Source organism: Geopseudomonas sagittaria (assembly GCF_900115715.1).
Lineage (GTDB): Bacteria > Pseudomonadota > Gammaproteobacteria > Pseudomonadales > Pseudomonadaceae > Geopseudomonas > Geopseudomonas sagittaria.
The window spans coordinates 23,319-48,985 of sequence record NZ_FOXM01000013.1 but is presented as its reverse complement, the minus strand read 5'-3'; the positions used below and the strand labels follow the sequence as shown (position 1 = coordinate 48,985).

General features: G+C 69.8%; 28 protein-coding genes and 2 riboswitches. Of the genes, 12 read left to right on the top strand and 16 right to left on the bottom strand.

The genetic code is table 11. The annotated features are described in order from the left end of the window. Positions 1–60 precede the first annotated feature (60 nt). The 4 genes from BM297_RS15625 (at position 61) to BM297_RS15610 (ending at position 5,605) form a co-directional block, all read left to right on the top strand. The gene (locus BM297_RS15625; RefSeq protein WP_092433136.1) at positions 61–300 is read left to right on the top strand and encodes an exodeoxyribonuclease VII small subunit; all 240 of its coding nucleotides are present in this window, start codon (positions 61–63) and stop codon (positions 298–300) included. After that, a complete protein-coding gene (gene ispA / locus BM297_RS15620) occupies positions 297–1,187 on the top strand; it encodes a (2E,6E)-farnesyl diphosphate synthase (RefSeq protein ID WP_092433133.1) in 891 nt (296 codons plus the stop codon). The genes BM297_RS15625 and ispA overlap by 4 nt, the downstream gene beginning before the upstream one ends. Positions 1,188–1,455: 268 nt before the next feature. Continuing rightward, positions 1,456–3,366, top strand: coding sequence for a 1-deoxy-D-xylulose-5-phosphate synthase (gene dxs / locus BM297_RS15615; protein ID WP_092433130.1), 1,911 nt, complete (start codon positions 1,456–1,458; stop codon positions 3,364–3,366). 42 nt (positions 3,367–3,408) lie between these two features. Next, positions 3,409–3,620: riboswitch (cobalamin riboswitch) on the top strand. Between the two features lie 101 nt (positions 3,621–3,721). After that, a complete protein-coding gene (locus tag BM297_RS15610) occupies positions 3,722–5,605 on the top strand; it encodes a TonB-dependent receptor domain-containing protein (RefSeq protein WP_092433128.1) in 1,884 nt (627 codons plus the stop codon). Between the two features lie 134 nt (positions 5,606–5,739). On the opposite strand, the gene BM297_RS15605 is transcribed toward BM297_RS15610, so the two are convergent. From BM297_RS15605 to nrdR, 14 genes are all read right to left on the bottom strand, one after another. Further along, the gene (locus BM297_RS15605) at positions 5,740–6,549 is read right to left on the bottom strand and encodes a cobalamin-binding protein (protein ID WP_092433125.1); all 810 of its coding nucleotides are present in this window, start codon (positions 6,547–6,549) and stop codon (positions 5,740–5,742) included. After that, positions 6,549–6,971 (bottom strand): MFS transporter, encoded by a 423-nt coding sequence (locus BM297_RS15600; RefSeq protein ID WP_092433121.1) that lies wholly within the window; start codon positions 6,969–6,971, stop codon positions 6,549–6,551. The genes BM297_RS15605 and BM297_RS15600 overlap by 1 nt, the downstream gene beginning before the upstream one ends. Further along, the gene (ribA, locus tag BM297_RS15595; RefSeq protein ID WP_092433118.1) at positions 6,968–7,579 is read right to left on the bottom strand and encodes a GTP cyclohydrolase II; all 612 of its coding nucleotides are present in this window, start codon (positions 7,577–7,579) and stop codon (positions 6,968–6,970) included. Before ribA ends, BM297_RS15600 begins: the two co-directional genes overlap by 4 nt. Positions 7,580–7,636: 57 nt before the next feature. After that, positions 7,637–8,560: a ribose-phosphate diphosphokinase gene (locus BM297_RS15590; protein ID WP_092433116.1), complete on the bottom strand. Its 924-nt coding sequence runs from the start codon at positions 8,558–8,560 to the stop codon at positions 7,637–7,639. Between the two features lie 12 nt (positions 8,561–8,572). Further along, positions 8,573–10,150 (bottom strand): thymidine phosphorylase family protein, encoded by a 1,578-nt coding sequence (locus BM297_RS15585; RefSeq protein ID WP_092433114.1) that lies wholly within the window; start codon positions 10,148–10,150, stop codon positions 8,573–8,575. A gap of 77 nt (positions 10,151–10,227) precedes the next feature. Next, complete coding sequence (locus tag BM297_RS15580) at positions 10,228–10,872, bottom strand: retropepsin-like aspartic protease family protein (protein ID WP_092433113.1); 645 nt, start codon at positions 10,870–10,872, stop codon at positions 10,228–10,230. 61 nt (positions 10,873–10,933) lie between these two features. Continuing rightward, positions 10,934–11,428 (bottom strand): phosphatidylglycerophosphatase A family protein, encoded by a 495-nt coding sequence (locus tag BM297_RS15575; RefSeq protein WP_092433112.1) that lies wholly within the window; start codon positions 11,426–11,428, stop codon positions 10,934–10,936. After that, positions 11,415–12,395, bottom strand: coding sequence for a thiamine-phosphate kinase (gene thiL, locus BM297_RS15570; protein ID WP_092433110.1), 981 nt, complete (start codon positions 12,393–12,395; stop codon positions 11,415–11,417). The genes BM297_RS15575 and thiL overlap by 14 nt, the downstream gene beginning before the upstream one ends. 10 nt (positions 12,396–12,405) lie before the next feature. Beyond that, positions 12,406–12,885 carry a transcription antitermination factor NusB gene (nusB, locus tag BM297_RS15565; protein ID WP_394328022.1) on the bottom strand — a complete coding sequence of 160 codons (480 nt, stop codon included), beginning with the start codon at positions 12,883–12,885 and terminating at the stop codon, positions 12,406–12,408. Then, on the bottom strand, positions 12,882–13,358 hold the full coding sequence (gene ribH / locus BM297_RS15560; RefSeq protein ID WP_090306466.1) for a 6,7-dimethyl-8-ribityllumazine synthase: 477 nt from the start codon (positions 13,356–13,358) through the stop codon (positions 12,882–12,884). Before ribH ends, nusB begins: the two co-directional genes overlap by 4 nt. 62 nt (positions 13,359–13,420) lie before the next feature. After that, positions 13,421–14,512: a bifunctional 3,4-dihydroxy-2-butanone-4-phosphate synthase/GTP cyclohydrolase II gene (gene ribBA / locus BM297_RS15555; protein ID WP_092433108.1), complete on the bottom strand. Its 1,092-nt coding sequence runs from the start codon at positions 14,510–14,512 to the stop codon at positions 13,421–13,423. 46 nt (positions 14,513–14,558) lie between these two features. Next, positions 14,559–15,221 (bottom strand): riboflavin synthase, encoded by a 663-nt coding sequence (locus BM297_RS15550; RefSeq protein WP_092433107.1) that lies wholly within the window; start codon positions 15,219–15,221, stop codon positions 14,559–14,561. A 120-nt stretch (positions 15,222–15,341) separates the two neighbouring features. Further along, a riboswitch (FMN riboswitch) is annotated at positions 15,342–15,499 on the bottom strand. An 80-nt stretch (positions 15,500–15,579) separates the two neighbouring features. Next, on the bottom strand, positions 15,580–16,689 hold the full coding sequence (gene ribD, locus BM297_RS15545) for a bifunctional diaminohydroxyphosphoribosylaminopyrimidine deaminase/5-amino-6-(5-phosphoribosylamino)uracil reductase RibD (RefSeq protein WP_092433279.1): 1,110 nt from the start codon (positions 16,687–16,689) through the stop codon (positions 15,580–15,582). A gap of 18 nt (positions 16,690–16,707) precedes the next feature. Next, positions 16,708–17,172, bottom strand: a complete 465-nt coding sequence (gene nrdR, locus BM297_RS15540) for a transcriptional regulator NrdR (RefSeq protein ID WP_090306461.1) — start codon at positions 17,170–17,172, stop codon at positions 16,708–16,710. A gap of 116 nt (positions 17,173–17,288) precedes the next feature. Here nrdR and BM297_RS15535 point away from each other — a divergent pair, with 116 nt between their 5' ends. The 8 genes from BM297_RS15535 to BM297_RS15500 all read left to right on the top strand — a co-directional run bounded on the left by BM297_RS15535 (position 17,289) and on the right by BM297_RS15500 (position 23,732). Beyond that, the gene (locus tag BM297_RS15535; protein ID WP_092433106.1) at positions 17,289–17,948 is read left to right on the top strand and encodes a class I SAM-dependent methyltransferase; all 660 of its coding nucleotides are present in this window, start codon (positions 17,289–17,291) and stop codon (positions 17,946–17,948) included. Positions 17,949–18,131: 183 nt separating this feature from the next. Next, entirely contained in the window at positions 18,132–18,686 is a 555-nt protein-coding gene (gene thpR, locus BM297_RS15530) for an RNA 2',3'-cyclic phosphodiesterase (RefSeq protein ID WP_092433104.1), read from the top strand. 146 nt (positions 18,687–18,832) lie between these two features. Continuing rightward, positions 18,833–19,702 carry a thioredoxin gene (gene trxA / locus BM297_RS15525; RefSeq protein ID WP_092433103.1) on the top strand — a complete coding sequence of 290 codons (870 nt, stop codon included), beginning with the start codon at positions 18,833–18,835 and terminating at the stop codon, positions 19,700–19,702. Between the two features lie 107 nt (positions 19,703–19,809). Further along, complete coding sequence (locus BM297_RS15520; protein WP_092433100.1) at positions 19,810–20,427, top strand: DUF2796 domain-containing protein; 618 nt, start codon at positions 19,810–19,812, stop codon at positions 20,425–20,427. 5 nt (positions 20,428–20,432) lie between these two features. Continuing rightward, entirely contained in the window at positions 20,433–21,137 is a 705-nt protein-coding gene (locus tag BM297_RS15515) for an ATP-binding cassette domain-containing protein (RefSeq protein WP_092433098.1), read from the top strand. A 4-nt stretch (positions 21,138–21,141) separates the two neighbouring features. After that, positions 21,142–22,404 carry an ABC transporter permease gene (locus BM297_RS15510; RefSeq protein WP_092433095.1) on the top strand — a complete coding sequence of 421 codons (1,263 nt, stop codon included), beginning with the start codon at positions 21,142–21,144 and terminating at the stop codon, positions 22,402–22,404. A 20-nt stretch (positions 22,405–22,424) separates the two neighbouring features. Then, on the top strand, positions 22,425–22,943 hold the full coding sequence (locus BM297_RS15505) for a DUF3299 domain-containing protein (protein WP_175526669.1): 519 nt from the start codon (positions 22,425–22,427) through the stop codon (positions 22,941–22,943). 111 nt (positions 22,944–23,054) lie between these two features. Further along, positions 23,055–23,732: an OmpW/AlkL family protein gene (locus BM297_RS15500; protein ID WP_175526668.1), complete on the top strand. Its 678-nt coding sequence runs from the start codon at positions 23,055–23,057 to the stop codon at positions 23,730–23,732. Positions 23,733–23,855: 123 nt separating this feature from the next. Here the strand turns inward: BM297_RS15500 and BM297_RS15495 are convergent, their stop codons facing one another. Next, complete coding sequence (locus BM297_RS15495) at positions 23,856–24,788, bottom strand: NAD-dependent epimerase/dehydratase family protein (RefSeq protein ID WP_092433092.1); 933 nt, start codon at positions 24,786–24,788, stop codon at positions 23,856–23,858. After that, positions 24,778–25,665, bottom strand: coding sequence for a sugar nucleotide-binding protein (locus tag BM297_RS15490; protein ID WP_092433088.1), 888 nt, complete (start codon positions 25,663–25,665; stop codon positions 24,778–24,780). The genes BM297_RS15495 and BM297_RS15490 overlap by 11 nt, the downstream gene beginning before the upstream one ends. Positions 25,666–25,667: the final 2 nt, after the last annotated feature.

Below are 25,667 nucleotides of genomic sequence, written 5' to 3'. Positions count from 1 at the left end.
GCCCGCCGGCCGCGGCTCTGCTAGTGTCGCGCCCGTTTTCCGCCGCCCGAGACTGCCGCCATGGCCCGCAAGAAAGCCACCCCCGATTTCGAACAGTCGCTGACCGAACTGCAGACGCTGGTCGAGCGCCTGGAAAGTGGTGAGCTGTCCCTCGAGGACTCGCTGGCCGCCTTCGAGCAAGGCATCCGCCTGACCCGCGAATGCCAGGGCGCGCTCAGCCAGGCCGAACAGAAGGTGCAGATCCTCCTCGGCCAGAGCGGCGAGACCGCGCCCTTCGACGCGGAGGGCGAGGCGCAATGAGTCTCCAGCAGTACCAGGCCCGCTGCCAGGCGCGTGTCGATGCCGCCCTCGACGCCCTGTTCGTCGCCCCGCAGCCAGAACTCGCCCGCCTCTACCAGGCGATGCGCTACAGCGTGATCAACGGCGGCAAGCGCGTGCGCCCGCTGCTCGCCTACGCCGCCTGCGAGGCCCTCGGCGGCGCGGCCGAGCAGGCCAACGGCGCCGCCTGCGCGGTGGAGCTGATCCACGCCTACTCGCTGGTCCACGACGACCTGCCGGCGATGGACGACGACGACCTGCGCCGCGGCCAGCCGACCACCCATATCGCCTTCGACGAGGCCTGCGCGATCCTCGCCGGCGACGCCCTGCAGGCGCTGGCCTTCGAGGTGCTGTGCGACGCCAGCCTGTCGCCGGTGGACGCCGACACCCGCCTGCGCATGCTCGCCAGCCTGGCCCACGCCGCCGGTCCGGCCGGCATGGCCGGTGGCCAGGCCATCGACCTCGGCTCGGTCGGCCACAGGCTCGACCAGGCCGCGCTGGAAACCATGCACCGCCACAAGACCGGCGCGCTGATCGAGGCCAGCGTGCGTCTCGGCGCCCTGGCCAGCGGCCACAGCGATGCCGCCAGCCTGCAGGCGCTGCAGGATTACGCCCGCGCCATCGGCCTGGCCTTCCAGGTGCAGGACGACATCCTCGACGTGGAAAGCGACACCGCCACCCTCGGCAAGACCCAGGGCAAGGACCAGGCCCACGACAAGCCGACCTACCCGGCCCTGCTCGGCCTCGATGCGGCCAAGACCTATGCCGGCGAGCTGCGCGACCAGGCGCTGGCCGCCCTCGCCCCCTTCGACTCGCGCGCCGACGCCCTGCGCGAGCTGGCCCGCTACATCGTCGCGCGCAGTCACTGAGCGGCAGCAGGCAGCCCCGTCTCCCGCTGGCGGGAGACGACTGCAGGGATGCAGGAGGTAGGGCGACGCAGCAGGCTCAAGCCGAGGATTGGGGTGAGGGTGGAAGCGTCACGGCTGCTCGCCCTCACCCCCGGCCCCTCTCCCGGAACCGGGAGAGGGGGGCAAGGCAGCACACCGCCCCTTGTCTCTCGACCTTCGCCCGGCTTGGGCAGGCCGCGCTGCTTCGGGTAAACTCCCGCATCTTTTGTCCGACTGCCGAACCCGTCCGATGCCCAAGACGCTGCACGAGTTTCCCCGCCAGCGGCCCGACACGCCCCTGCTCGACCGCATCGACAGCCCCGCCGCGCTGCGCACCCTCAGCGAAGGCGAGCTGGAGACCCTGGCCGACGAGCTGCGCCAGTACATGCTCTACACCGTGGCACGCACCGGTGGGCATTTCGGCGCCGGTCTCGGCGTGGTCGAACTGACCATCGCCCTGCACCACGTCTACGACACGCCCCGCGACCGTCTGGTGTGGGACGTCGGCCACCAGGCCTACCCGCACAAGATCCTCACCGGGCGCCGCGAGCGCATGGCCAGCCTGCGCCAGAAGGACGGCCTGGCCGCCTTCCCGCGCCGCGCGGAGAGCGAGTACGACACCTTCGGCGTCGGCCACTCGAGCACCTCGATCAGCGCCGCGCTGGGCATGGCGCTGGCCAACCGCCTGCAGGGCAACGAGCGGCGCACCGTGGCGGTGATCGGCGACGGCGCACTGACCGCCGGCATGGCCTTCGAGGCGCTCAACCACGCCTCGGAAACCAACGCCGACATGCTGGTGGTGCTCAACGACAACGACATGTCGATCTCCAAGAACGTCGGCGGCCTGTCCAACTACCTGGCCAAGATCCTCTCCAGCCGCACCTACGCCAGCATGCGCGAGGGCAGCAAGAAGATCCTCTCGCGCATCCCCGGCGCCTGGGAAATCGCCCGGCGCACCGAGGAACACGCCAAGGGCATGCTGGTGCCCGGCACCCTGTTCGAGGAGCTGGGCTGGAACTACATCGGCCCGATCGACGGCCACGACCTGCCGACCCTGGTCGCCACCCTGCGCAAGATGCGCGAGCTCAAGGGCCCGCAGTTCCTGCACATCGTCACCAAGAAGGGCAAGGGCTTCGCGCCGGCCGAGGCCGATCCGATCGGCTACCACGCCATCAGCAAGCTCGAGCCGGGCAGCGAACAGGCGCCCAAGAAGGCCGCAGGGCCGAAGTACTCGGCGGTATTCGGCCAGTGGCTGTGCGACATGGCCGCGCGCGATGAACGGCTGATCGGCATCACCCCGGCGATGAAGGAAGGCTCCGATCTGGTGGCCTTTGCCGAGCGCTTCCCGGAGCGCTACTTCGACGTCGCCATCGCCGAGCAGCACGCGGTGACCCTCGCCGCCGGCCTGGCCTGCGAGGGCGCCAAACCGGTGGTGGCGATCTATTCGACCTTCCTGCAGCGCGCCTACGACCAGCTGATCCACGACGTGGCGGTGCAGGACCTCGACGTCTTGTTCGCCATCGACCGCGCCGGCCTGGTCGGCGAGGACGGCCCGACCCACGCCGGCAGCTTCGACATCTCCTTCCTGCGCTGCATCCCCGGCATGCTGGTGATGACCCCGAGCGACGAGAACGAGCTGCGCCTGCTGCTCTCCACCGGCTACCACCACCGCGGCCCGGCGGCGGTGCGCTACCCGCGCGGCAGCGGCCCCAACGCAGCGATCGACCCGGCGCTGCAGACGGTGGAAATCGGCAAGGGTGTGGTGCGTCGCCAGGGCCAGCGGGTCGCCCTGCTGGTGTTCGGCGTGCAGCTGGCCGAAGCCCTGCAGGTCGCCGAGCGGCTCGACGCCACAGTGGTCGACATGCGCTTCGTCAAGCCGCTGGACGAGTCCCTGGTGCGCCAGCTGGCCAGCCACCACGAGCTGCTGGTGACCATCGAGGAGAACACCGTGATGGGCGGCGCCGGCTCGGCGGTCGGCGAATTCCTCGCCGCCGAGGCCATCGTCAAGCCGCTGCTGCACCTCGGCCTACCCGACTACTACGTCGAGCACGCCAAGCCGAGCGAGATGCTCGCCGAATGCGGCCTCGACGCCGCCGGCATCGAAGCCGCGGTGCGTCAGCGCCTGGCGCTGCTTGAGAAAGATTCAACTCAAGTCGTCTGAAAGCCGCTTGAGTTCCATGACGCCGCGCACTAAGGTGCGCGGCGTTTTACTTTTCGTCAGGGTGTGCCGGCATTGGCCGGCATTAAACGGGAAGCCGGTGCGTCTGCGGACAATCCCGGCGCTGCCCCCGCAACGGTAATCGACCGCGATCCCACGGATCGCCGCCCGCTCAACCGCCACTGTGCCTCGCGCATGGGAAGGCGAGCGCGGTGCGCGTCGACAGCCCGGAGACCGGCCCCGACGGATTCGACAGGTGTTGCGGAGGGCCGCACCGTCAGTCACGCCCCGCCGCGCGGGCGCGTCGCTGGTTCCTGCCCTCCTCGAAAGTCTGCCCATCACTTTTGAGGATTTCCTGATGAAGTTTTCCCGTCTGGCGCTGGCCGTCAGCGTTCTCCCTGCCAGCCTGCTGGCTGTCGAACAGCCCGGCAGCCTTGAAGAGCAACTCAAGGTACCGGCGCTGGTGATCACCTCCGGCCGTCAGGCCGAGCCTCGTGCACAAGCCACTACAGCCACTAGCGTATTCTCGCGCGCCGATATTGAGCGTCTGCAGCCGACCTCGGTGGTCGAACTGCTAAGGAGGGTGCCCGGCGTGCAAGTGACAGACAACGGCAGCGGCAGCCTGGCCAGCCTGTACATTCGCGGCACCAAGTCGGCACAGAGCCTGGTCCTGGTCGACGGCATGCGCATCGGCTCGGCCAGCTCCGGCGACAGCAACCTGCAGCACATCAACGTCGATCAGATCGAACGCATCGAGGTGCTGCGCGGCCCGCGCTCGGCGGTCTACGGCGCCGACGCCATCGGCGGCGTGGTGCAAATCTTCACCCGCCGCAGTGCCGGCGAAGGCCTCAAGCCCTTCGTACGCGCGAGCTACGGCAGCAACCACACCTGGCAGCGCAGCGCCGGCCTCTCCGGCGGCGACGGGCAGACCCGCTTCAGCCTGGCCGGCAGCCTCGACGAGACCGACGGCATCGATCGCACCGGCACCTCCTACGCCTCCGACCAGGACCACGACGCCTACCGCAACAAGGCCTTCAGCCTGAGCCTGAGCCACAGCTTCAACGACAGCATCGAGGCCGGCGTGAACGTGCTCGACCAGCGCGGCCGCACCGAATTCGACAACCCCTTCGGCCGCTTCGACATGACCACCTTCGAGTCGGTCGGCCAGGCTCCGTACAGCGACTTTACCGTCAGCAGCGTCTCCAGCTATCTGGACGCGCAGATCAACGACACATGGGGCAGCCGCCTGGAAGTAGGTCACAGCGAGAACCGCGAGGAAAGCCTGGACAAGCTCAGCGACGAGCGCGGCGTGTTCAACACCTACCGCGACTCGGTGAACTGGCTGAACACCCTGACCCTGAGCGACAGCCACAGCCTGCTGCTGGGTGCCGACTGGTACGAGGACCAGCTCAACAGCAACACCGCCTTCGAGGAGCAGCAGCGCTGGAACCAGGCCGCCTTCGTCCAGCACCGCTACGAGGGCGAGAGCTTCTCCACCGAACTGGGCCTGCGCCACGACAAGAACGAGCAGTTCGGCAGCGAGAACACCTGGAGCGGCGCCCTGACCCTGCCGCTGAACGCCGCCAACGACCTGATCTTGTCCTACAGCGAAGGCTTCCGCGCGCCGACCTTCAACGACCTCTACTACCCGGATTACAGCAACCCGAACCTCAAGCCCGAGCACTCGAAGAGCTACGAGCTGCAGTGGCGCAGCGAGCTGGCCGAGACCACCCGCCTGGAGGCCTCGCTGTATCGCACCGATATCGAGGACGCGATCGCCAGCGACCAGAACTTCATCCCGCAGAACATCGCCAAGGCGCGCATCCACGGCTTCGAGGCCGCACTGCAACAGGAGCTGTTCGGCTGGCAGGGCCAGCTGGGTGTCGCCTTCGTCGATCCGCGCGACCGCGACAGCGGCCACACCCTCAACCGCCGTGCGCGCCGCACCCTCAGCCTTGATCTGGACCGCACCTTCGGTGACTTCGCCGTGGGTGCCACTTGGCGGGCAGTCAGCAGCAGCTACGACGACCCGAACAACAAGTACGAACTGGCTGGCTACGGCCTGCTGGGCCTTCGCGGCAGCTGGCAGGCGACCCCCGAGCTGAAACTGGAGGCCAAGATCGACAACCTGATGGACAAGGATTACCAGCAAGCTCTGTACGAACACGAGGGCACACGCTATGCCTACCGACAGGCAGGCCGTACCGCGCTGCTAGGGTTCGTCTGGACGCCGAAAATTTAAGCGGCAGTCTGCCCTTGGAGAAGGCCCCTGTGGGGCCTTCTGTTTTTTCAGAGCAGTGGAAACCCACGACCAACACCAGCCCTAATTCGCCCGCCTGCTCGCAAAATCCTTATGTAGTTGCACGCAGTAGGCACTCAGCGCGCCCGCGCCAGCAATTCGCACAGCCTCGCCGTAGCGGCGAGCATCTGGAAACTAGGCCGCTCAATACCCTCGTCCGGCACCTCCCACACCTGGCCGCGGCGCACCGCGGTCAGCTGCGGCCAGGCCTGCCAGGCGCCGGCCTGGCCCGGTTCGCCGACCAGGATCACCGCCGGATCGCGGGCCAGCACCGACTCGACGCTGACCTGCGGCGCCGGCAGCGCGAGATCGCCGAACACGTTGCGCGCGCCGCACAGGCGCAAGGCGTCACTGATGATCTGCTGTCCGCCGAGGGTGTACATCGGCCGCTCCCAGACCTGATAGAACACCGTCAGCGGCTCGGCGCGCGCATGCCGTAGTGCCAGCTCGCGCACGCCCGCGCGCATCCGCGCGGCCAGCCGCTCGCCCTCCTCGGCATGGCCGACCGCGGCACCGATCACCGCCAGCTGGCCGGCCAGTTCGTTGAGGCTGTGCGGCTGCGCCTCGATCAGCGGAATGCCGAGACTCTGCAGCTGCACCTGCACCGCCGGGCCGACGCTGTCCGGCCAGAGCAGGATCAGGTCCGGTTGCAGGCTGAGCAGGCTTTCCATGCTGAGCTGGCCATGGCGGCCAAGGGAGGGCAGATGGGCCAGCGCCGGCGGCCGCGGGCCGCCGTCGAGCACGCCGACCAGACGCTCGGCGGCGCCCAGCTCGACCATGATCTCGCTGAGCGACGGCGCCAGCGCCACCACCCGCCGGGCGCCGTCCTGCCCGGCCTGCACCAGCGCGCTGGCGAGCAGCAGGACGGCGAACAGCAGGCGGCGCATCAGCGCAGCTGGCGCGGCAGTCGGTAGAGGATGGCGATCAGCACGCTGGCGAACACCAGCAGCAGCACCGGCACGCCGTGCAGGTCGGCCAGCCGGCCGAGCGCGGCGAACCAGGCCGGCAGCAGGGCGCCGAGCAGGCCGTAACGCTGCGCCAGCGCCAGTTCGGCCCAGGCGGCGCCTTCGTCCGCGCCGTTGAGGGCGCGGCCGCAGGCGATCAGCGCATGCTTGTAGCGGCGGAACAGCGGCAAGCCGACGAACATGCTCAGCAGCGCGGCGATGAACAGCGGCATGGCCAGGCTGTCCGCCAGCGGCGCGCGCTCGGGGCCGAAGGCGCCGAGCAGGGCCAGCGGCAGCAGCGCCACGGCCAGCAGTCCCCACCAGCGGCGGGCGAACAGCGGCCGCTGCACACTGGCCTGGCTCACTCCGTCTCGCCCTGATGCAGGCTGCCGAGCAGGTGGCCGAGCTTGCCGGCCTTGGTCGCCAGGTAGTGCTTGTTGTGCGGGTTGAGGCCGCTGTGCAGCGGCACGCGCTCGGCCAGGCGGATGCCGTAGGTCTCCAGCGCCTTGAGCTTGCGCGGGTTGTTGGTCATCAGCTTGAGGGCGCTGATGCCCAGGTGGTCGAGCATCGGCCGGCACATGGCGTAGTCGCGCTGGTCGGCGCCGAAGCCCAGGCGCTCGTTGGCCTCGACGGTGTCGGCGCCGGCGTCCTGCAGCTCGTAGGCGCGGATCTTGTTGAGCAGGCCGATGCCGCGGCCCTCCTGGCGCAGGTACAGCAGCACGCCGCGGCCCTCGGCGGCGATGGCCGCCAGCGCGGCCTCCAGCTGGGCGCCGCAGTCGCAGCGCAGGCTGAACAGGGCGTCGCCGGTCAGGCACTCGGAGTGCAGGCGGCCGAGCACCGGCTCGCCGTTGGCGACGTCGCCCAGAGTCAGGGCGACGTGCTCCTTGCCGGTGGCCTCATCGAGAAAGCCATGCATGGTGAACACGCCAAAGGGGGTTGGCAGCTTCGAGGCGGCGACAAAGACGACGGGCACCGGGACACTCCTGCGAGATGTAAGGCGTCGATTGTAACAGCAGCATCGCCGAGGAAGTCAGTCGGGATTGCCTTCCCCTGCCGTACCGACGCCCAGTTGCGCCAACGCGCCGGCCAGCAGCGGCGCCACGCTGACCGCGTTGCTCGGATGGACGATGCAGTCGCTGCTCCACACCTCGCGCACGCCGGCGGCGCGGATGATCTCCAGGGCATCGGCGGCGAACAGCGCATGGGTCACCGCCGCATCCACCGAGGCGGCGCCGGCGGCCAGCAGCAGCTCGGCGGCGCGCGCCAGGGTGCGCCCGGAGCTGGCCACGTCGTCGAGCAGCACCACCGCGCGGCCCTGCACCGCCAGCGCGGGCAGGGCGATATCGACCTGCCGGTCGCCGTGGCGCACCTTGCTGCACACGCCGAAGTCGAAGCCATGCCCGGCGGCGGCAGCCTCGATCCACTGCCGCGACTCAGCGTCCGGACCGATCAGCAGCGGGTTGGCGACCTTGCTGGCGATCAGCTCGGCGAGCAGCGGCGCGCCGGACAGGCTGACGGCGGCGCCGTGCGGAATCGCCTCGGCCAGCGTTTCGATGCGGTGCAGGTGCGGATCAACGGTGAGCACCGCATCGAAGCGCTCGGCGAGGAAGCGGCCGACCACCTGCTGGCTGACCACCTCGCCGGGATGGAAGGCGATGTCCTGGCGCATGTAGGCCAGGTACGGCGCCACCAGCAGCAGGCGACGGGCGCCGAGACGGCGCGCCTCGCCGGCCACCAGCAGCAGCTCGACCAGCTTCTCGTTGGGGCGGTCGAGGCTGCGGTACAGCACCAGGGTGTCGGCCAGCGCCTCGCCCGCCGCCAGCGGCAGGCGCAGGCGCAGCTCGTCGTCGGGGAAGCGGTGGCGCTCGATCTCCGCGCAGGGCAGGCCGGCCGTCGCGGCCAGACGCTCGGCGGCGGCGCGTTCGTCGGCGAAATACAGCAGCAGTGCGCTCATCGATGACCTTCCTCAGAACTCGACGTACAGGTGCGGCAGCTCGTCGGCGCTGCCCAGGGTGAAACCGCCGCTGCGCTGGCTGGCCTGGCGGGCGAACTCGAGATCGGCCGGATAGGCGGCGTACACGCGGTACAGCGGCGCCCCGGCCTCGACCCGCTCGCCGAGCTTGTACAGCAGGTCGACCCCGGCGCCCTGCACCTTGGGCGCGCCGGCCAGACGGGCGATGCGCGCCAGCAGCAGGTTGTCGATGGCCACCACCACGCCGGCCTGCGCGGCGTTCACCTCGAAGCTCAGCGGCGCCAGCGCCGGCGCGTTGTGGTCGAACGCCTTGTGGCCCTGGGCGGCGATGATCGCCTGCATCTTGGCCAGCGCGCGACCGGAGTCGAGGATGTCGCGGGCGATGGCGTAGCCGTCGCCGCCGCGCACGTCGGGGTCGAACTCGAGCATCCGCCCGGCCAGGCGCAGGGCCTTCTGGCGCAGGTCGTTGGGCGCCCGCGGATCGTTCTCCAGTACGCGCATCACGTCGCGCGCCTCCAGCACCGGACCGATGCCGCTGCCCACCGGCTGGCGACCGTCGGTGATCACCACGTCGATGGTCAGGCCCATGCGCCCGGCGACGAACTCGAACAGCTTGCGCAGGCGCTGCGCCTCGGGCATCGAACGCACCTTGGCGGTCGGCCCCACCGGAATGTCCAGCACCAGGTGGGTGGAACCGGCGGCGACCTTCTTGGAGAGGATCGAGGCGACCATCTGTCCCGGCGAGTCGATCGACAGCGGCCGTTCCACGGCGATCAGCACGTCGTCGGCCGGCGACAGCTCGCTGGTGCCGCCCCAGGCCAGGCAGGCGCGGTGCTCGCGGACGATCTCCTCGAGGCGCGCGAACGGCAGCTCGACGTTGGCCAGCACCTCCATGGTGTCGGCGGTGCCGGCCGGCGAGGTGATCGCTCGCGACGAGGTCTTCGGGCAGAGCATGCCGTGGGCGGCGACGATCGGCACCACCAGCATCGAGGTGCGGTTGCCGGGGATGCCGCCGATGCAGTGCTTGTCGACCACCGGGTGCTCGTGCCAGTCGAGGCGGCGGCCGACGCCGGTCATCGCATCGGTGAGGAAGTAAACCTCCTCGCGGTCCAGCTCGCCCTGGTTGGTGGCGACCACGAAGGCGGTCAGTTCGATCTTCGAATAGCGGTGCTCGGCGATGTCGCGGACGATGGCGCGAAAATCCTCGCGGTCGAGGCGTTCGCCGGCGATCTTGCGGTGCAGGGCGGGAATCGACGACGGCGGTTCGGCCTGGGAGATGGTCGCCGGATGGCCATTTTCCACGCCGAGCTGGGCGAAGGCGTCCTCGGACAGGCCCAGCTCGCCGCAGTCGACGATGGCGGGGTCGTCGACCACGTTGAGGCTGGCGAGGATGCGCCGGCCGTTGGCGCGCACCTCGACCTTGGACAGCGCCTGGAAGCCCTCGGCGCGGTACACGCCGCAGTCGCGGTTGAGGTAGGCGACGTTCTCGCGGTAGGTGTCGATGGCGACACGGTGCAGCTGCAGGGTCGCGGCACCGCAGCCGACGTCGGGGGCTGGCGAGGTCTTCTTCATGGGGCGCTTCCGGTTTGAGCAATCTGACGACTATGCCGCCGGGCAGGCGCCAGCGGCAAGCGGATCGACTCCCGCGGTCAGTGCTTGCCCTCCAGGCGCAGCACCCCCTGCTCCTCGCGCCAGCCGACGCGATTGAGGAAGCTCATGCCCAGCAGCACCTCGCCGGGCGAGCCGCCGGCGATGATCGCCGCCTCGACGCCGAGCAGTTCGAGGCTGCCGACCTTGACGCTATTGAGGGTCATCCTCCAGGCCGGCACCACGCCGCCGGCGGTGTTGACCTGCATCGGGATGCCGCGGGTCTTGTAGTCGAGGCCCAGACGGCTGGCCTGGGCCTCGTTCATCGCCACCGAGCTGGCGCCGGTATCGACCAGGAACTGCACGCCCTGGCGGTTGATCGAGCCGGCCACCCAGTAGTGGCCGCCCTGGCCGCGGGCGATGCTCAGCTGCTGGCGCTGCGGTTCGGCGTAGCCGGCGCCGCTGTACTCGCGCGACAGGCTGTATGGCTTGTCGACGCCATCGACGCGCAGCACCGCGCCGCGCGCATCGGCGCTGACCAGGGTGACCCCGGCCGGGCCGCTCTGGCCGACCTTGAGCAGCTGGCGCTGGCCGTCGACGGTGACCACCGCGGCACCGGGGAACAGGCCGACCACCTGCACCTGGGGCGCCGCGGCCAAGGGGGCGCTCAGCAGCACGCCGACACAGAAAGCGAGTAAGCAACGCATGACAAATCTCCTTTTTGTCCGCCCTCTCCCGCGCGGGAGCAGGGGCGTGGGAATTCGGGGTTCAGCCGAGCAGCCAGACCAACCCGTGCAGCAGGCCCCAGGCAGCGATGCCGGCGAGCAGGTCGTCGAGCATGATGCCGACGCCGCCGTGCACATGGCGGTCGACCCAGCTGATCGGCCAGGGCTTGAGGATGTCCAGCAGACGAAACAGCACGAAGCCGGCCAGCAGCCACTGCCAGCCCGGCGGCACCAGCCACAGGGTGATCCAGATGCCGATGATCTCGTCCCAGACGATGCCGCCGTGGTCGTGCACGCCCAGATCGCGGGCTACCTTGCCACACAGCCAGCAGCCGAACAGCGAACCGAGCAGCAGGATCAGGCCGTAGCCCCAGTGCGGCAGCAGCTGCAGCAGCGGCACGAACAGCAGGCCGACCAGGGTACCCCAGGTGCCCGGCGCCTTGCGCAGCGCACCGGAGCCGAAACCGAAGGCGATGAACTGCCAGGGATCGCGCCAGATCGAGTCAGGCGCGACGTCGGGACGCTCAGGCTTGGCCATCCGGGCCTCCGAAATGCTGGTAGCCGCCGGCGGCAGGGGTGATGTCGCGACCGTCGCGGTCGAGCACGCACACGCCACTGCCCGCCTCGACCCGACCGATGACATGGCACGGCAGACCGCCGGCCTGCAGCGTCGGCAGGGCGGCGGGCGGCAGGGTGAAGGCCAACACGTAGTCGTCGCCGCCGCTCAGCGCCAGCTGCAGGGCGCGCGCGCCGGCCGCCGCGCGCAGGGCGGATGCCAGTGGCACGCGCTCGGCGTCGATGACCACGCGCACCGCCGACTCCTCGGCGATGTGCCCGCAGTCGGCGAGCAGGCCGTCGGAGACGTCCAGCGCCGCGCTGGCCAGGCCGCGCAGGGCCTGACCGAGGGCCAGCTGCGGCTGCGGCGTCCAGTAGCGCGCCAGCAGTTCGGCATCGCCCGCACCGGCCGGATCACGCTCGCCAAGCACCAGCGGCAGGGCCGCCGCCGCCTCGCCGGTCGGCCCGCCGATGCACAGCAGATCGCCGGGGCGCGCACCCGAGCGCAACAGCGCCTGGCCGACCGGCAGGCGGCCGAACACGGTGACGTTGATGTTGAGGGGACCGCGGGTGGTGTCGCCGCCGATCAGCGCCAGCTGGCAGGCGCGCGCCATGACGTCGAGGCCGCGGGCAAAGTTCTCCAGCCAGGCCGGATCGGCACTCGGCAGGGTCAGCGCCAGGGTGAAGCCGACGGGCGTGGCGCCCATCGCCGCCAGATCGCTGGTCGCCGCGGCCAGCACGCGCTGGGCGAGCAGGAAGGGATCGTGGGCATGGGGAAAGTGCACCCCGGCGACCTGGGTGTCGGTGGACACCGCCAACTGTTCGCCGGGTGGCAGTTGCAGCAACGCGCAGTCGTCACCGATGCCGCGCGCCACGCCGGAAGCCGGCGCGGCGCAGGCCGCTGCGGCGAAGTAGCGGTGGATCAGCTCGAATTCGCCGAGGGCAGCCATCGGCAGGCGATCAGCTGCGCTTGCCGCGCACTTCGGCGCTGCGCAGCAGCGGCGCCAGCTTGTCGAGCACGCCGTTGACGAACTTGTGACCGTCGGTAGCGCCGTAGACCTTGGCCAGCTCGATGCCCTCGTTGATCACCACGCGGTAGGGCACGTCGACGCGGTTGAGCAGCTCGTAGGTGGACAGGCGCAGGATCGCCAGCTCCACCGGATCGAGCTCCTCCACCGGACGGTCGAGGCAGGGTGCGAAGGCCGCGTCCAGCTCCGACTTCAGGCGCGGCACGCCGTGGAGGATCTCGCGGAAGTAGGCGCCGTCGACATCGCTGAAGTCGTTGTCGACGCGGAACTGCGCTTCGATCTCGTTGATCGGCTGGCCGGCCAGCTGCCACGAATACAGGGCCTGCACCGCCAGGCTGCGCGCCTTCTGGCGCATGGCGATCTTGCCGCGCGAGGCCTTGGGGCCCGGGGTCTGGCTGTCGTGCTCGCTCACTTGGCCTCCAGCTGCGCCAGCAGGCTGACCATTTCCAGGGCGGACAGCGCGGCTTCGGCGCCCTTGTTGCCGGCCTTGGTGCCGGAGCGCTCGATGGCCTGCTCGATGGAGTCGACGGTCAGCACGCCGAAGGCGACCGGCACGCCGAACTGCAGCGACACCTGGGCCAGGCCCTTGGTGCATTCGCCGGCCACGTACTCGAAGTGCGGGGTGCCACCGCGGATCACCGCGCCGAGGGCGATGATGGCGTCGAACTCGCCGCGCTGGGCGACCTTCTGGGCGACCAGCGGGATCTCGAAGGCACCCGGCGCACGGATGATGGTCAGTTCGCTTTCGCTGACGCCGTGGCGCACCAGGGCGTCGATGGCGCCCTGCACCAGGCTTTCGACGACGAAGCTGTTGAAGCGGCCGACCACCAGGGCGTAACGGCCTTTGGGGGCGATGAAGGTACCTTCGATGGTCTTCAGGGTCATGACGGATTCCAGATAAAGAGCCGGGGCGCCAGTGCGCCCCGAGGTGTTATTCACAGATAGCGTTATTCGCAGGTGACGTATTCTACAACTTCCAGATCGAAGCCGGATATCGCGTTGAACCTGACCGGCGAGCTGAGCAGGCGCATCTTGCGCACGCCCAGGTCGCGGAGGATCTGCGAGCCGGCACCGACGGTGCTGTAGGTGGTCGGTTCGGCCGGCTTGCCGCCGCCGAGCTGCTCCTCGAGCAGGGCCAGCAGCTCGTTGCCGCTGATCGCATGGTTGAGCAGCAGGACCACGCCGCTGCCCTGCTCGGCGACCTTGATCATCGCCTCGCGCAGGCTCCAGCGGCCCGGGCGCTTGACGCTGAGCAGGTCGCGTAGCGGGTCCATGTTGTGCACGCGCACCAGGGTCGGCTCGTCGGCCTTGATCTCGCCCTTGATCAACGCCAGGTGCACCTGGCCCTCGACCTGGTCGCGGTAGGTGTACAGCTTGAACTGGCCCAGCTCGCTGTCCAGCTGGCGCTCGGAGATGCGCTCGACGGTGTGCTCGTGGACCAGCCGGTAGTGGATCAGGTCGGCGATGGTGCCGATCTTGATGCCGTGCTCGGCGGCGAACTCTTCCAGCTCCGGGCGGCGGGCCATGCTGCCGTCGTCGTTCATGATCTCGCAGATCACCCCGCTGGGCTGGAAGCCGGCCATGCGCGCCAGGTCGCAGGCCGCCTCGGTGTGGCCGGCGCGCGCCAGCACGCCGCCGGGCTGGGCCATCAGCGGGAAGATGTGGCCGGGGCTGACGATGTCCTCGGCCTTGGCTTCGCGGGCCGCGGCGGCCTGCACGGTGCGCGCGCGGTCGGCGGCGGAGATGCCGGTGGTCACCCCCTCGGCGGCCTCGATGGACACGGTGAACTTGGTGCCGAAGCCCGAGCCGTTGCGCTGCACCATCAGCGGCAGGCCGAGGCGCTCGCAGCGCGCGCGGTCCATCGGCATGCAGATCAGCCCGCGCGCATGCTTGGCCATGAAGTTGATGTCCTCGGCGCGCACGCACTCGGCGGCCATGATCAGGTCGCCTTCGTTCTCGCGATCCTCGTCATCCATGAGAATGACCATCTTGCCCTGGCTAATGTCCTCGACCAGCTCGGCGATATTGTTGAGCGCCACAGGCACCCCCTTTCAGAATTCGTGGGTAAAGCCCTTGCAGGGCGGTTCAGCCTTTCAGGTAACCGTGCTCGGCCAGGAAGCTTTCGCTGATGCCGGAAGCATGGGGCTCGGCGGCCTTGTCGCCGAGCAGCAGACGTTCCAGGTAGCGCGCCAGCAGGTCGACCTCGAGGTTGATCCGCCGGCCGCTGCGGTAGTCGGCCATGATGGTTTCCTGCAGGGTGTGCGGGACGATGGTCAGCTCGAAATCGGCGCCATCCACCGCGTTCACCGTCAGGCTGACGCCGTCGACGGTGATCGAGCCCTTGAGGGCGATGTACTTGGCCAGCTCGCGCGGTGCGCGCACGCGAAACTGGATGGCGCGGGCATTGTCGGCGCGCGAGACGATCTCGCCGACACCGTCGACGTGGCCGCTGACCAGATGGCCGCCGAGGCGGGTGGTCGGGGTCAGCGCCTTCTCCAGGTTGACCGGGCTGCCGACCTTGAGGTCGCCGAAGGCGGTGCGGGTCAGGGTCTCGCGGCTGACGTCGGCCCAGAAGCCGTCGCCGGGCAGTTCCACCGCGGTCAGGCAGGTGCCGTTGACGGCGATGCTGTCGCCGAGCTTGACGTCGCCCAGGTCGAGCTTGCCGGTGGCGACGTACACGCGCACGTCGCCACCCTTGGGGGTCATGGCGCGGATGCTGCCGATGGCTTCGATGATTCCGGTGAACATCAGGCCTCCCGCATCACGATGGGGGTCTTCACTTGCATGGTCGAACTCCTGTTTTGGCTAAAACAGGGCACGGACAGGAAGGGATCGCGCGGGCGCGGATGGGCCGCCCCGTGGCAGGAATCCCGCTCTCTATCATCCGGACTGTAACCGTCGGCTCCGGAATCGCACCGGATCTGCTGACCTTGCCGGCCCCATGCGGGAAGACAAGCGCTCGCGGGCTGGGCGCAGGCTGCGCCATCACCGCCGGTGAGGAATTGCACCCCGCCCTGAGAACGTCGCGGCCGCTGACGACCGCGCGGGACTTTGTACCATATTTTTGCCAGCGCGGCGCACCGCAGCCCGGCGCAGGGCGGATGGGTCAGGCCGGTACGGCGATGATCCGCCAGTCGTTGCCCACCGCGCGGATCTCGCGGATCGCCAGCTGCGGCGCCTCGCTCATCTGCTCGAGCGGCCAGTCGAGCAGCGGCCGGGCGCTGGAGCCGAGCAGCTGCGGGGCCATGAAGATCTGGTACTCGTCGACCAGGCCCTTGCGGGCGAAGGCGCCGGCCAGACGCGGACCGGCTTCCACCAGCACCTCGTTGGCGCCGCCGGCGGCCAGCCCGGCGAGCAGCAGGGGCAGATCGACATGGCCGTTGCCGCGCGGCAGGGCCTGCAGCTCGTGGCCGGCGGCCTGGTACTCGGCGGCGCGGCCGTCATCGTCGCAGCAGGCCACCAGCGCCGGGCCGGCCTGGAAGAAGGCCGCACTCAGCGGCACGCGCAGCTGGCCGTCGATCAGCACGCGCAGCGGCGGCCGGCCCGCGGCCAGAGCCGCCTGCTCGGCCGCCACGCCCAGCTCGTCGGGACGCACGGTGAGGCGCGCATTGTCGAACAGCACGGTATCGGCGCCGGTGATGATCACGCTGGAGCGCGCGCGCAGGCGCTGCACCGCCGCGCGCGCGGCCGGTCCGGTGATCCACTGGCTCTCGCCGCTGGCCATGGCGGTGCGCCCGTCCAGGCTCATCGCCAGCTTGACCCGCACATACGGCAGGCCCCGCTCCATGCGCTTGATGAAGCCGACATTCAGCTCGCGCGCCTCGCTTTCCAGCACGCCGCAGGCCACCGCGATGCCGGCCGCGCGCAGCAGGGCGAGGCCGCGCCCGGCCACCTGCGGATTGGGGTCCTGCATCGCCGCGACCACCCGGCCGACCCCGGCGCGGACCAGCGCCTCGGCGCACGGCGGGGTGCGCCCGTGATGGCTGCACGGTTCGAGGGTCACGTAGGCGGTGGCGCCGCGCGCGCGCGCGCCGGCCTGGCGCAGGGCATGCACCTCGGCGTGCGGCTCGCCGGCGCGCACGTGCCAGCCTTCGCCGACGATCTCGCCGTCGGCGACGATCACGCAGCCGACGCGCGGGTTGGGATGGGTGGAGAACAGGCCCTGGCGCGCCAGTTGCAGCGCACGGGCCATGTAGGCCGGATCAGCGGCCTGCAGGGAATCTTGCATGGGAAATCAGCCCTTGCCGGGTTCGCGGGACAGGCGCTCGATTTCCTCGCGGAACTGGTCGAGGTCCTGGAAGTGCCGGTACACCGAGGCGAAGCGGATGTAGGCCACCTCGTCGAGGCGGCGCAATTCGTCCATCACCATCTCGCCGACCACCCGCGACTTCACCTCGCGCTCGCCGGTGGCGCGCAGCTTGTGCTTGATGTGGGCGATGGCCTCCTCGAGACGCTCGACGCTGACCGGACGCTTTTCCAGCGCGCGCTGCATGCCGGCGCGCAGCTTGTCCTCGTCGAACGGCTGGCGCACGCCGTCGGACTTGATCAGCCGCGGCATCACCAGCTCGGCGGTCTCGAAGGTAGTGAAGCGCTCCTGGCAGGCCAGGCATTCGCGGCGCCGGCGCACCTGCTGGCCCTCGGCGACCAGACGCGAGTCGATGACCTTGGTGTCGTGGGCGCCGCAGAAGGGACAGTGCATGATGGCTCGGCCGGCAGAGGGAGAAAGTGGGCGGTCATGGTAACCCATGGCGCAGTCAAGACAAGCCGCCGGCAGCGGGTTATAAGGACGCCCGGACCAACGCACCGGAGCCGCCCATGCCCCATCCGCCCGCCGAACTGCTCGCCCCGCTGCACGCCCTGCTCGGCGATGCGCAGCTGAGCCCCGCCACGCTGCCGGGCAGCGATATCCGCCTGTGGCTGATCGACGCCGCCAACATGGACCGCGCCTTCAGCCCGGAGGAGACCCGGCGCATCCTCGAGGAGCCGCCGTACTGGTGCTTCTGCTGGGCCAGCGGCCTGGCGCTGGCCCGCTGGCTGGCCGAGCGCCCCGAGTGGGTGCGCGGCAAGCGGGTGCTCGACTTCGGTGCCGGCAGCGGCGTGGCGGCGATCGCCGCCGCCCGCGCCGGTGCGGTCGAGGTGGTGGCCTGCGATCTCGACCCGCAGGCCCTGGCCGCCTGCCGTGCCAACGCCGCACTGAACGGCGTCGCGCTGGGCTATTCGGCGGACTTCTTCGCCGAGGCGGATCGCTTCGACCTGATCCTGGTTGCCGACGTGCTCTACGACCGCGCCAACCTGCCGCTGCTCGACGCCTTCCTGTCCCGCGGCCGCGAGGCGCTGGTGGCCGACTCGCGGGTGCGCGACTTCCAGCATCCGCTGTACCGGCGCCTGGCCGTGCTGGAGGCCTGCACCTGGCCGGACCTGGCCGAGCCCGACGAATTCCGCACGGTCAGCCTGTACCACGCCCGACGGGGCTGAGCCTCCCAGCCCCTTGCGGGAGGCGCGACCTCGCGGCGATGCCTTTGCTCTTGTGGCGGAGCTGCGCCCCTTCATCTCCGTGCGGTCGGGCCTCCCAGCGCTCGCCCGCGGCACCACCTCGCAGGCGCATCCGGCCACTCCCGACAATACTGTCAGGCAGACATCCTGCCCGGGAACCTCGCCATGCCCAGCGACACCCTGCGCCTGTTCTTCGCCCTGCCCTGCCCGACCGAGCTGACCACGGCCATCTGCATCTGGCGCGACGGCCTGGCCATCGGCGGCAAGCCGGTGGCGGCGGACAACCTGCACCTGACCCTGGCCTTCCTCGGCCAGCAGCCGCGCGCCCGCCTGGAGGAGCTGCAGCTGCTCGCCGCCGGCATCGAGGCGCCGCCCTTCGAGCTGCACCTGGACCGTCTCGGCGGCGGCCGCCGCGGCCTGCTCTGGCTGGAGCCGAGCCGCGTGCCGGAGCCCCTGCCGGCGCTGGTCGGCGACCTGCAGCAGCGCCTGCTGGCCGCCGGCATCGGCCTCGACACTCGCCCGTTCCGCGCCCACCTGACCCTGGTCCGCCACGCCGGCGCCCGGCCGGCCGAGGCGGCGCCCGATTTCGCCTGGCCGGTCGACCGCTTCGCCCTCTACGCCTCGGAAACCACCGCCCGCGGCGTGCGCCACCGCGAGCTGGGCAGCTGGCCGCTGGTGCCGGGACTGCAGCCGCTGCGCCGACCGGGCACACCGCGCTGAGACCGCGTCCTGTCCAGCCAGAGCAGGACCGCACAGCACCACAGCCTCGGCCGGGGGCAAGCCGTACGCGCCCTTGCTTCCCGCCGCGCGCATCCCCACTTACCATGCAGGCCTTTTCATCCGCAGCGTCCATGCCGAGACTCCCGATGAGCGAAACCCCGTACATCTTCGACGTCAGCGACGCCAGCTTCGAGCAGCTGGTGATCGAAAACTCCTTCCACAAGCCGGTGCTGGTGGACTTCTGGGCCGAGTGGTGCGCGCCGTGCAAGGCGCTGATGCCGCTGCTGGCCAAGATCGCCGAGGGCTACCAAGGCGAACTGCTGCTGGCCAAGGTCAACTGTGACATCGAGCAGGGCGTAGTCGCCCGCTTCGGCATCCGCAGCCTGCCCACCGTGGTGCTGTTCAAGGACGGCCAGCCGGTCGACGGCTTTGCCGGCGCCCAGCCGGAGTCGGCGATCCGCGCCATGCTCGAACCCCACGTCGAGGAGCCGGCGCCGCCGCAGGCCGACCTGCTGGAGAGCGCCCGCGTCCAGTACGCCTCCGGGCAGATCGGCGCCGCGGAACAACTGCTCAAGCAGTTGCTCGGCGAGGACAACGGCAACGCCGCGGCGCTGATCCTCTATGCCCGCTGCCTGGCCGAGCGCGGCGCACTGGACGAGGCGCAGGCGGTGCTCGATGCGGTGCCAGGCGACGAACACAAGGCGGAGCTGGTCGGCGCGCGCGCGCAGCTGACCTTCCTGCGCCGGGTGGCCGACCTGCCGGAAGCCGCCGCGCTGAAAAGCCGCCTGGCCCTGGACGCCGGCGACGACGAAGCCGCCTACCAGCTGGCCATCCATCAGCTCGCCCGTCAGCAATACGAGACGGCCCTGAATGGCCTGCTGCGCCTGTTCCTGCGCAACCGCGGCTACGCCGACGACCTGCCGCGCAAGACCCTGGTACAGGTGTTCGACCTGCTCGGCAACCAGCATCCGCTGGTGATCACCTACCGGCGCCGGCTCTATCAGGCGTTGTACTGAGCCGCAAACGGAGCGCCTGCCTGCGACGGGGCGCCGAGCTGCACTGGCCAGAACGGTGGAGTTTTGTTACAACGTAACAAAATCTCCCCGCCGTAGCCGGAGTCCGCATGCGCGCACTGCTGTTTGTCCTGCCCTTCACCCTGCTGTCGCTGAGCGTACAGGCCGGCCAGCATGATCATGGCCACGCCGCGTCGCATGCCCATGCCCATGCCGAGTCGGCCAGCAGCCTCGGCAAGCACGCGCATGGCATCGGCGAGCTGGACGTGGCGCTCGACGGCAACCTCCTCGAGCTGGACTGGCGCAGCCCGGCGGCCAACCTGCTGGGCTTCGAGCATGCCCCGCGCAGCGCCGAGCAACGCGCCGTCGTCACGCTCGTGCAGGCGCAGCTGCGCGAGGCCACAACACTGTTCGGCATCCCCGCCGCCGCCGACTGCCGCCTCGCCGAACCCCAGCTGGACAGCCCGCTGTTCGCCGCCGCGCCGGGCGACGAGCACGAGCACGAGCACGAGCACGAGCACGAGCACGAGCAGCCTGCCGGCACGCACAACGAAGTGCATGCCCGCTACCGCTTCACCTGTCGTCAGCCGGCGGCACTCGAGGCGCTCGACCTCGGCGAGCTGTTCCGCCGCTTCCCCGCCACCGAAAAGCTGCAGGTGCAGCTGATCGGCCCGCAGGGCCAGCAGGGCCGCGAACTGAGTGCGGCGCATAGCCGCCTGCGCTTCTGAAACCCATGACCTCAGCGCTGATCGAACTCACCGACCTCGGCTTCGCCTGGCCCGGCCGTGCCGAGCTGCTGGACATCCCCAGCTTTCGCCTGGAACGCGGCGAACGCCTGTTTCTCAAGGGGCCCAGCGGCAGCGGCAAGACCACCCTGCTCGGCCTGCTCGGCGGTGTGCAGCTGCCCCAGCGCGGCAGCGTGCGCCTGCTCGGCAAGGAGCTGACCGCGCTGTCCGCCGGCGCCCGCGACCGCTTCCGCGTCGACCACAGTGGCTACATCTTCCAGCAGTTCAACCTGCTGCCGTTTCTCGGCGTGCGCGCCAACGTCGAGCTGCCCTGCCGCTTCTCGTCCCTGCGCGCCGAACGCGCGCGCCAGCGCCATGGCAGTGTGGCTGCGGCGGCCGCCAGCCTGCTCGAGCACCTCGGCCTCGGCGCCGAGCTGCATGCCCGGCGCGCCGACCAGCTGTCGATCGGCCAGCAGCAGCGCGTCGCCGCCGCCCGTGCGCTGATCGGCCAGCCGGAACTGGTGATCGCCGACGAACCGACCTCGGCGCTGGACGCCGATGCCCGCGAGGCCTTCCTCGCCCTGCTGTTTGCCGAGTGCCGGGCCGCCGGCGCCAGCCTGCTGTTCGTCAGCCACGACCAGAGCCTGGCGCCACTGTTCGACCGCCACCTGACGCTGGACCAGCTCAACCGCACCGCGCGCCGGGGAGACTGACCGCATGCACCTTCTGCGCCTGGCCTTAGCCAGCCTCGCCAACCGCCGCGCTACCGCCCTGCTCACCGTGCTGGCCATCGCCCTGTCCAGCTGCCTGCTGCTGGCCGTCGAGCGGGTGCGCAGCGAAACGCGCAGCAGCTTCGCCAGCACCATCAGTGGCACCGACCTGGTGGTCGGCGCGCGCTCCGGGGCGGTCAACCTGCTGCTCTACTCGGTGTTCCGCATCGGCAACGCCACCAACAACATCCGCTGGGACAGCTACCAGCAGATCGCGGCGATGCCGCGGGTGAAATGGGCCATCCCGCTGTCACTGGGCGACTCGCACCGTGGCTACCGGGTGCTCGGCACCAGCGCGGCCTACTTCGCACATTACCGCTACGGTGCCCAGCAGCCGCTGCGCCTGGCCGAAGGACGCGCGTTCGAGGACATGTTCGAGGTGGTGCTCGGCGCCGAGGTGGCCGATGCTCTCGGCTACCGGCTGGGCGAGGAGATCGTCCTCGCCCACGGCGTCAGCAAGATCAGCCTGACCCGGCACGACGACAAGCCATTCCGGGTGGCCGGCATCCTCGCCCGCACCAGCACCCCGGTGGACCGCACCCTGCACATCTCCCTGGCCGGCATGCAGGCGCTGCACGTCGACTGGCAGCACGGCATGCCGGCCCGCGGCGCGGCGCGCATCGATGCCGAGCAGGCGCGTCAGCTGGACCTGCAGCCGCAGGCGATCACCGCCGTGCTGCTCGGCCTGGACAGCCGTATCGCCACCTTCGCCGTGCAGCGGGCGATCAACGATCATCGCGGCGAGCCGCTGCTGGCGATCCTGCCCGGCGTCGCCCTGCAGGAGCTGTGGAGCCTGATGGGCACGGCCGAGCAGGCGCTGCTGCTGGTCTCCGCCTGCGTGGTGCTGGTCGGCCTGGTCGGCATGCTCACCGCGCTGCTCGCCAGCCTGGGCGAGCGGCGCCGCGAGATGGCCATCCTGCGCTCGGTGGGCGCCCGGCCCTGGCAGGTCGCCGGCCTGCTGCTCGCCGAGGCGCTGGCTCTGACCCTCGCCGGCCTGCTGTTCGGCCTCGTCCTGCTGTATCTGGCACTGGCTACCGGCCAGGGCTGGGTGCAGACCCACTACGGCCTTTACCTGCCACTGGCCTGGCCGAGCCGTCACGAATGGCTGCTGCTCGGTGCCACCCTCGGCGCCGCCCTGTTGCTCGGCCTGCTGCCGGCCTGGCGCGCCTACCGCCAGTCGCTGACCGACGGCCTGACCATCCGCCTGTGAATACCTTCCGGAGATCCCCGATGCTGCGCGCCCTGCTACTTGCCCTGGCCCTGCTGGCCACCCCGGTGCTGGCCGCCGAGCCGCGCATTCTTAGCTGGGAGGAAATGATTCCCGAGGGCGCGCCGCCACCACCGCCGCCGATCGCCTTCCACGACCTGTCCCGGCTGGCCGACGCCCTGGCGGCGGAAGGCGCTCCGGCCGCCACCCAGCAGTCGCCCGCCGCGCCGGTGGTCGAGGCACTGCATGGGCAGCGGGTGCGGATTCCCGGCTACGTGGTACCGCTGGACATGGACGAGGCCGGTCGGGTGCGCGAGTTTCTGCTGGTGCCGTACTACGGCGCCTGCATCCACGTCCCGCCGCCGCCCTCCAACCAGATCGTCCACGTGCACACCGCCACGCCGCTGCAGCTCGACGAGCTGTGGCAGCCGTTCTGGATCGCCGGCGAACTGCGCGTCGAGGCCAGCTCCAGCGAACTGGCCGAAGCCGGCTACCGGATGCAAGCCGAGCACATCCGTCCTTATGAATTGCCACACGGTTAAGAACCTCGCCGATATTCCTGCGCAGCACTGTTGAGCTGGATCAACGCACGAGCTCGCCGTCCCGCTAGCATAAGCACCAGTCGATACAGAACATTTGGATGGAGTTCTCCTATGATCCGCAAAACCCTCAGCGCTTCCCTGCTGGCCCTGGCCGTAGTTGCTCCCTTTGCCCAGGCTTTCGAAGCCGGCGACATCATCGTGCGTGCCGGTGCCATCACCGTTGATCCGCATGAAGACAGCAGCGCCCTGAAAGTTGACGGTGCAACTCTCGGCGGTCAGGCTACTCTGGACAGCGACACCCAGCTGGGCCTGAACTTCGCCTACATGCTGACCAATAACATCGGTATCGAACTGCTTGCAGCTACCCCGTTCAGCCATGAAGTGGGTGTGAAGGGCCTTGGCGGCCTGGACGGCAAGCTGGGTGACATCAAGCACCTGCCGCCGACTCTGAGCGTGGTCTACTACCCACTGGCCAGCCAGTCCGCCTTCCAGCCTTATGTCGGTCTCGGCCTCAACTACACCACCTTCTTCCAGGAAGATCTGGACAGTACCCGTACAGCTCAAGGCTTCAGCAATCTCGATCTGGACGACTCATTCGGCCTGGCGGCGCAGATCGGCGCCGACTATATGCTGACCGACAACATCATGCTCAACGCCCAAGTGCGTTGGATCGACATCGACACCGACGCCACCGTCGATGGCCCGACCGCACTGAGCGTCGGCAAAACCAAGGTCGACGTAGACGTCGACCCGATGGTCTACATGGTCGGCCTCGGCTACAAGTTCTGATCCCGTCACCCCAGCGGCGATAGAAACGACAAAAGGCACCTTCGGGTGCCTTTTGTCGTTTTTGTCGTTATCGAGGGTGCGCTTTGACTGCTTTCTTGAGCGGCCGCCCCCTGATGCCTGGCCTCAGCGCCCCAGCAGCCGCGCCAACCCATCGCGCAGCGGCGTCGGCTCGGGAAAGGCGAAGCGCGCCAGCAGGCGCCGGTTATCCGCCCGCGAGTGGCGGATATCGCCGGGGCGGGCAGCAGCATGGCTCACCGGCGGCAGGCCGCCGAGCAGCTCGCCGAGGGCGGTCAGCAGCTGATTGAGACTGGTGGCGCGATTGAGGCCGACATTCACCGCCCCCGCCTCCACCTGCGGCACCTCCAGCGCCTGCACCAGCAGCGCCACCAGATCAGCGACGTAGACGAAGTCGCGGGTCTGCTCGCCATCACCGAACACGCTGATCGGCAGGCCGGCCAGGGCGCGCTCGGTGAAGATGCTGATCACCCCCGAGTAGGGCGAGGACGGGTCCTGGCGCGGACCGAAGATGTTGAAGAAGCGAAAGATCGCCGGCGTGAGGCCGTGCTGGCGGCGATAGAAGTCGAGGTAGTACTCGCTGGCCAGCTTGTCGGCCGCGTAGGGGGTCAGCGGCGCCTTCGGCGTATCCTCGTCGATGGCCGTACCTTCGCCGTTCTGCCCGTACACCGCGGCGCTGGAGGCGAACACCACCCGCTGCACGCCCTGCTCGCGCATGGCTTCGCACAGGTTAAGGGTGCCGATGAAGTTGCTCTGGTGGGTCGCCACCGGATCGTCCACCGAGGCCTGCACCGAGGCCACCGCGGCCAGATGCGCCACCGCCGTGCAGCCGCGCAGCGCGGCCGCCAAGGTTGACACATCGGCGACATCCCCTTCGATCAACTCGAGAGCCGGGTTGCCCAGAGGCAGATTGGCGCGCTTGCCGGTGGACAGGTTGTCCAGCACACGCACCGCGTGGCCGCGCGCCAGCAGGGCGTCGACCAGGTGCGAGCCGATGAAGCCGGCGCCGCCGGTGACCAGAATCCGTGAGTCAGCCGCCATGACGGTAGTAACGCTCCAGCAAGGCCGGCAGGCCGGCGCGCCAGGCGCGCGGCTTGATGCCGAAGGTATTGAGGATCTTCCTGCACGCCAGCACCGCATGCTGCGGCTCTTCCGGGGCATCCGGACGCTCGGCATGAGCCTGCGGGGTGAAGTCCTGGGGCAGCTCCGGCCGGTAGCGACGCGCCTCGGCCAAGGTCGCCTGGCCCATGGCCAGACTGGTGGTCGCCTCGATGCCGCCGTAGTGGTAGGTGCCCCACAGCGGCGCGTTGCAGTCGAGCTGCTTGAGCACCGAGAGGATCACCCGCGCGGCGTCGTCCACCGGGGTCGGGTTGCCGCGCCGGTCGTCGGCGAGGAACAGCTCCTCGCCGCTCTCGGCCCACTTGAGCAGGCGACCCATGCGCCCTTCCGGGCTCTCGTCGAGCAGCCAGCCGAAGCGCAGCAGGATGTGCCGCGGGCAGATGGTGCGCACCTGCTGCTCGAAGCGCCACAGCGCCTGGCCACGCAGGCTCAGCGGACGCACGTCGTCCTTCTCGCTGTAGGCGGTGGCGCGGGCACCGTCGAACACCTTGTAGCTGGACGGCTGTAGCAGGATGATCTCGTGGTGCAGGCACAGCTCGGCCAGACGGTCGATGGCCCGCTCCTGGATGAACAGGCGCTCCGCCTCGACCTGCTCGGCCAGGAACCAGTCGTAGTAGTAGGCCAGGTTGACCAGCGCATCGGGGCGCTGCTCGTCCAGCAGGCAGGTCAGACTGGCGGGATCCCAGCCCTGCGGCGGCGGCACGGGAGCGAGGAACTCGACGTTCTCTTCCGCCCCCAGACGCAGCAGCGCCTGTCCAAGGGCATTACCGCCGCCCAGCAGCATCAGGCGCATGCGCATGG

Bases quoted from the DNA above. Each gene is read 5' to 3' on its own strand.
- dxs (WP_092433130.1), top strand. From the start codon at position 1,456: ATGCCCAAGACGCTGCACGAGTTTCCCCGCCAGCGGCCCGACACGCCC.
- thpR (WP_092433104.1), top strand. From the start codon at position 18,132: ATGCCCAGCGACACCCTGCGCCTGTTCTTCGCCCTGCCCTGCCCGACC.
- BM297_RS15500 (WP_175526668.1), top strand. From the start codon at position 23,055: ATGATCCGCAAAACCCTCAGCGCTTCCCTGCTGGCCCTGGCCGTAGTT.
- BM297_RS15610 (WP_092433128.1), top strand. From the start codon at position 3,722: ATGAAGTTTTCCCGTCTGGCGCTGGCCGTCAGCGTTCTCCCTGCCAGC.
- thiL (WP_092433110.1), bottom strand. From the start codon at position 12,395: ATGGCTGCCCTCGGCGAATTCGAGCTGATCCACCGCTACTTCGCCGCA.
- BM297_RS15520 (WP_092433100.1), top strand. From the start codon at position 19,810: ATGCGCGCACTGCTGTTTGTCCTGCCCTTCACCCTGCTGTCGCTGAGC.
- BM297_RS15510 (WP_092433095.1), top strand. From the start codon at position 21,142: ATGCACCTTCTGCGCCTGGCCTTAGCCAGCCTCGCCAACCGCCGCGCT.
- BM297_RS15585 (WP_092433114.1), bottom strand. From the start codon at position 10,150: ATGAAGAAGACCTCGCCAGCCCCCGACGTCGGCTGCGGTGCCGCGACC.
- BM297_RS15515 (WP_092433098.1), top strand. From the start codon at position 20,433: ATGACCTCAGCGCTGATCGAACTCACCGACCTCGGCTTCGCCTGGCCC.
- BM297_RS15550 (WP_092433107.1), bottom strand. From the start codon at position 15,221: ATGTTCACCGGAATCATCGAAGCCATCGGCAGCATCCGCGCCATGACC.
- BM297_RS15505 (WP_175526669.1), top strand. From the start codon at position 22,425: ATGCTGCGCGCCCTGCTACTTGCCCTGGCCCTGCTGGCCACCCCGGTG.
- ispA (WP_092433133.1), top strand. From the start codon at position 297: ATGAGTCTCCAGCAGTACCAGGCCCGCTGCCAGGCGCGTGTCGATGCC.
- nrdR (WP_090306461.1), bottom strand. From the start codon at position 17,172: ATGCACTGTCCCTTCTGCGGCGCCCACGACACCAAGGTCATCGACTCG.
- BM297_RS15495 (WP_092433092.1), bottom strand. From the start codon at position 24,788: ATGGCGGCTGACTCACGGATTCTGGTCACCGGCGGCGCCGGCTTCATC.
- BM297_RS15625 (WP_092433136.1), top strand. From the start codon at position 61: ATGGCCCGCAAGAAAGCCACCCCCGATTTCGAACAGTCGCTGACCGAA.
- BM297_RS15590 (WP_092433116.1), bottom strand. From the start codon at position 8,560: ATGAGCGCACTGCTGCTGTATTTCGCCGACGAACGCGCCGCCGCCGAG.
- BM297_RS15605 (WP_092433125.1), bottom strand. From the start codon at position 6,549: ATGCGCCGCCTGCTGTTCGCCGTCCTGCTGCTCGCCAGCGCGCTGGTG.
- ribH (WP_090306466.1), bottom strand. From the start codon at position 13,358: ATGACCCTGAAGACCATCGAAGGTACCTTCATCGCCCCCAAAGGCCGT.
- BM297_RS15580 (WP_092433113.1), bottom strand. From the start codon at position 10,872: ATGCGTTGCTTACTCGCTTTCTGTGTCGGCGTGCTGCTGAGCGCCCCC.
- trxA (WP_092433103.1), top strand. From the start codon at position 18,833: ATGAGCGAAACCCCGTACATCTTCGACGTCAGCGACGCCAGCTTCGAG.
- BM297_RS15535 (WP_092433106.1), top strand. From the start codon at position 17,289: ATGCCCCATCCGCCCGCCGAACTGCTCGCCCCGCTGCACGCCCTGCTC.
- BM297_RS15575 (WP_092433112.1), bottom strand. From the start codon at position 11,428: ATGGCCAAGCCTGAGCGTCCCGACGTCGCGCCTGACTCGATCTGGCGC.
- BM297_RS15490 (WP_092433088.1), bottom strand. From the start codon at position 25,665: ATGCGCATGCGCCTGATGCTGCTGGGCGGCGGTAATGCCCTTGGACAG.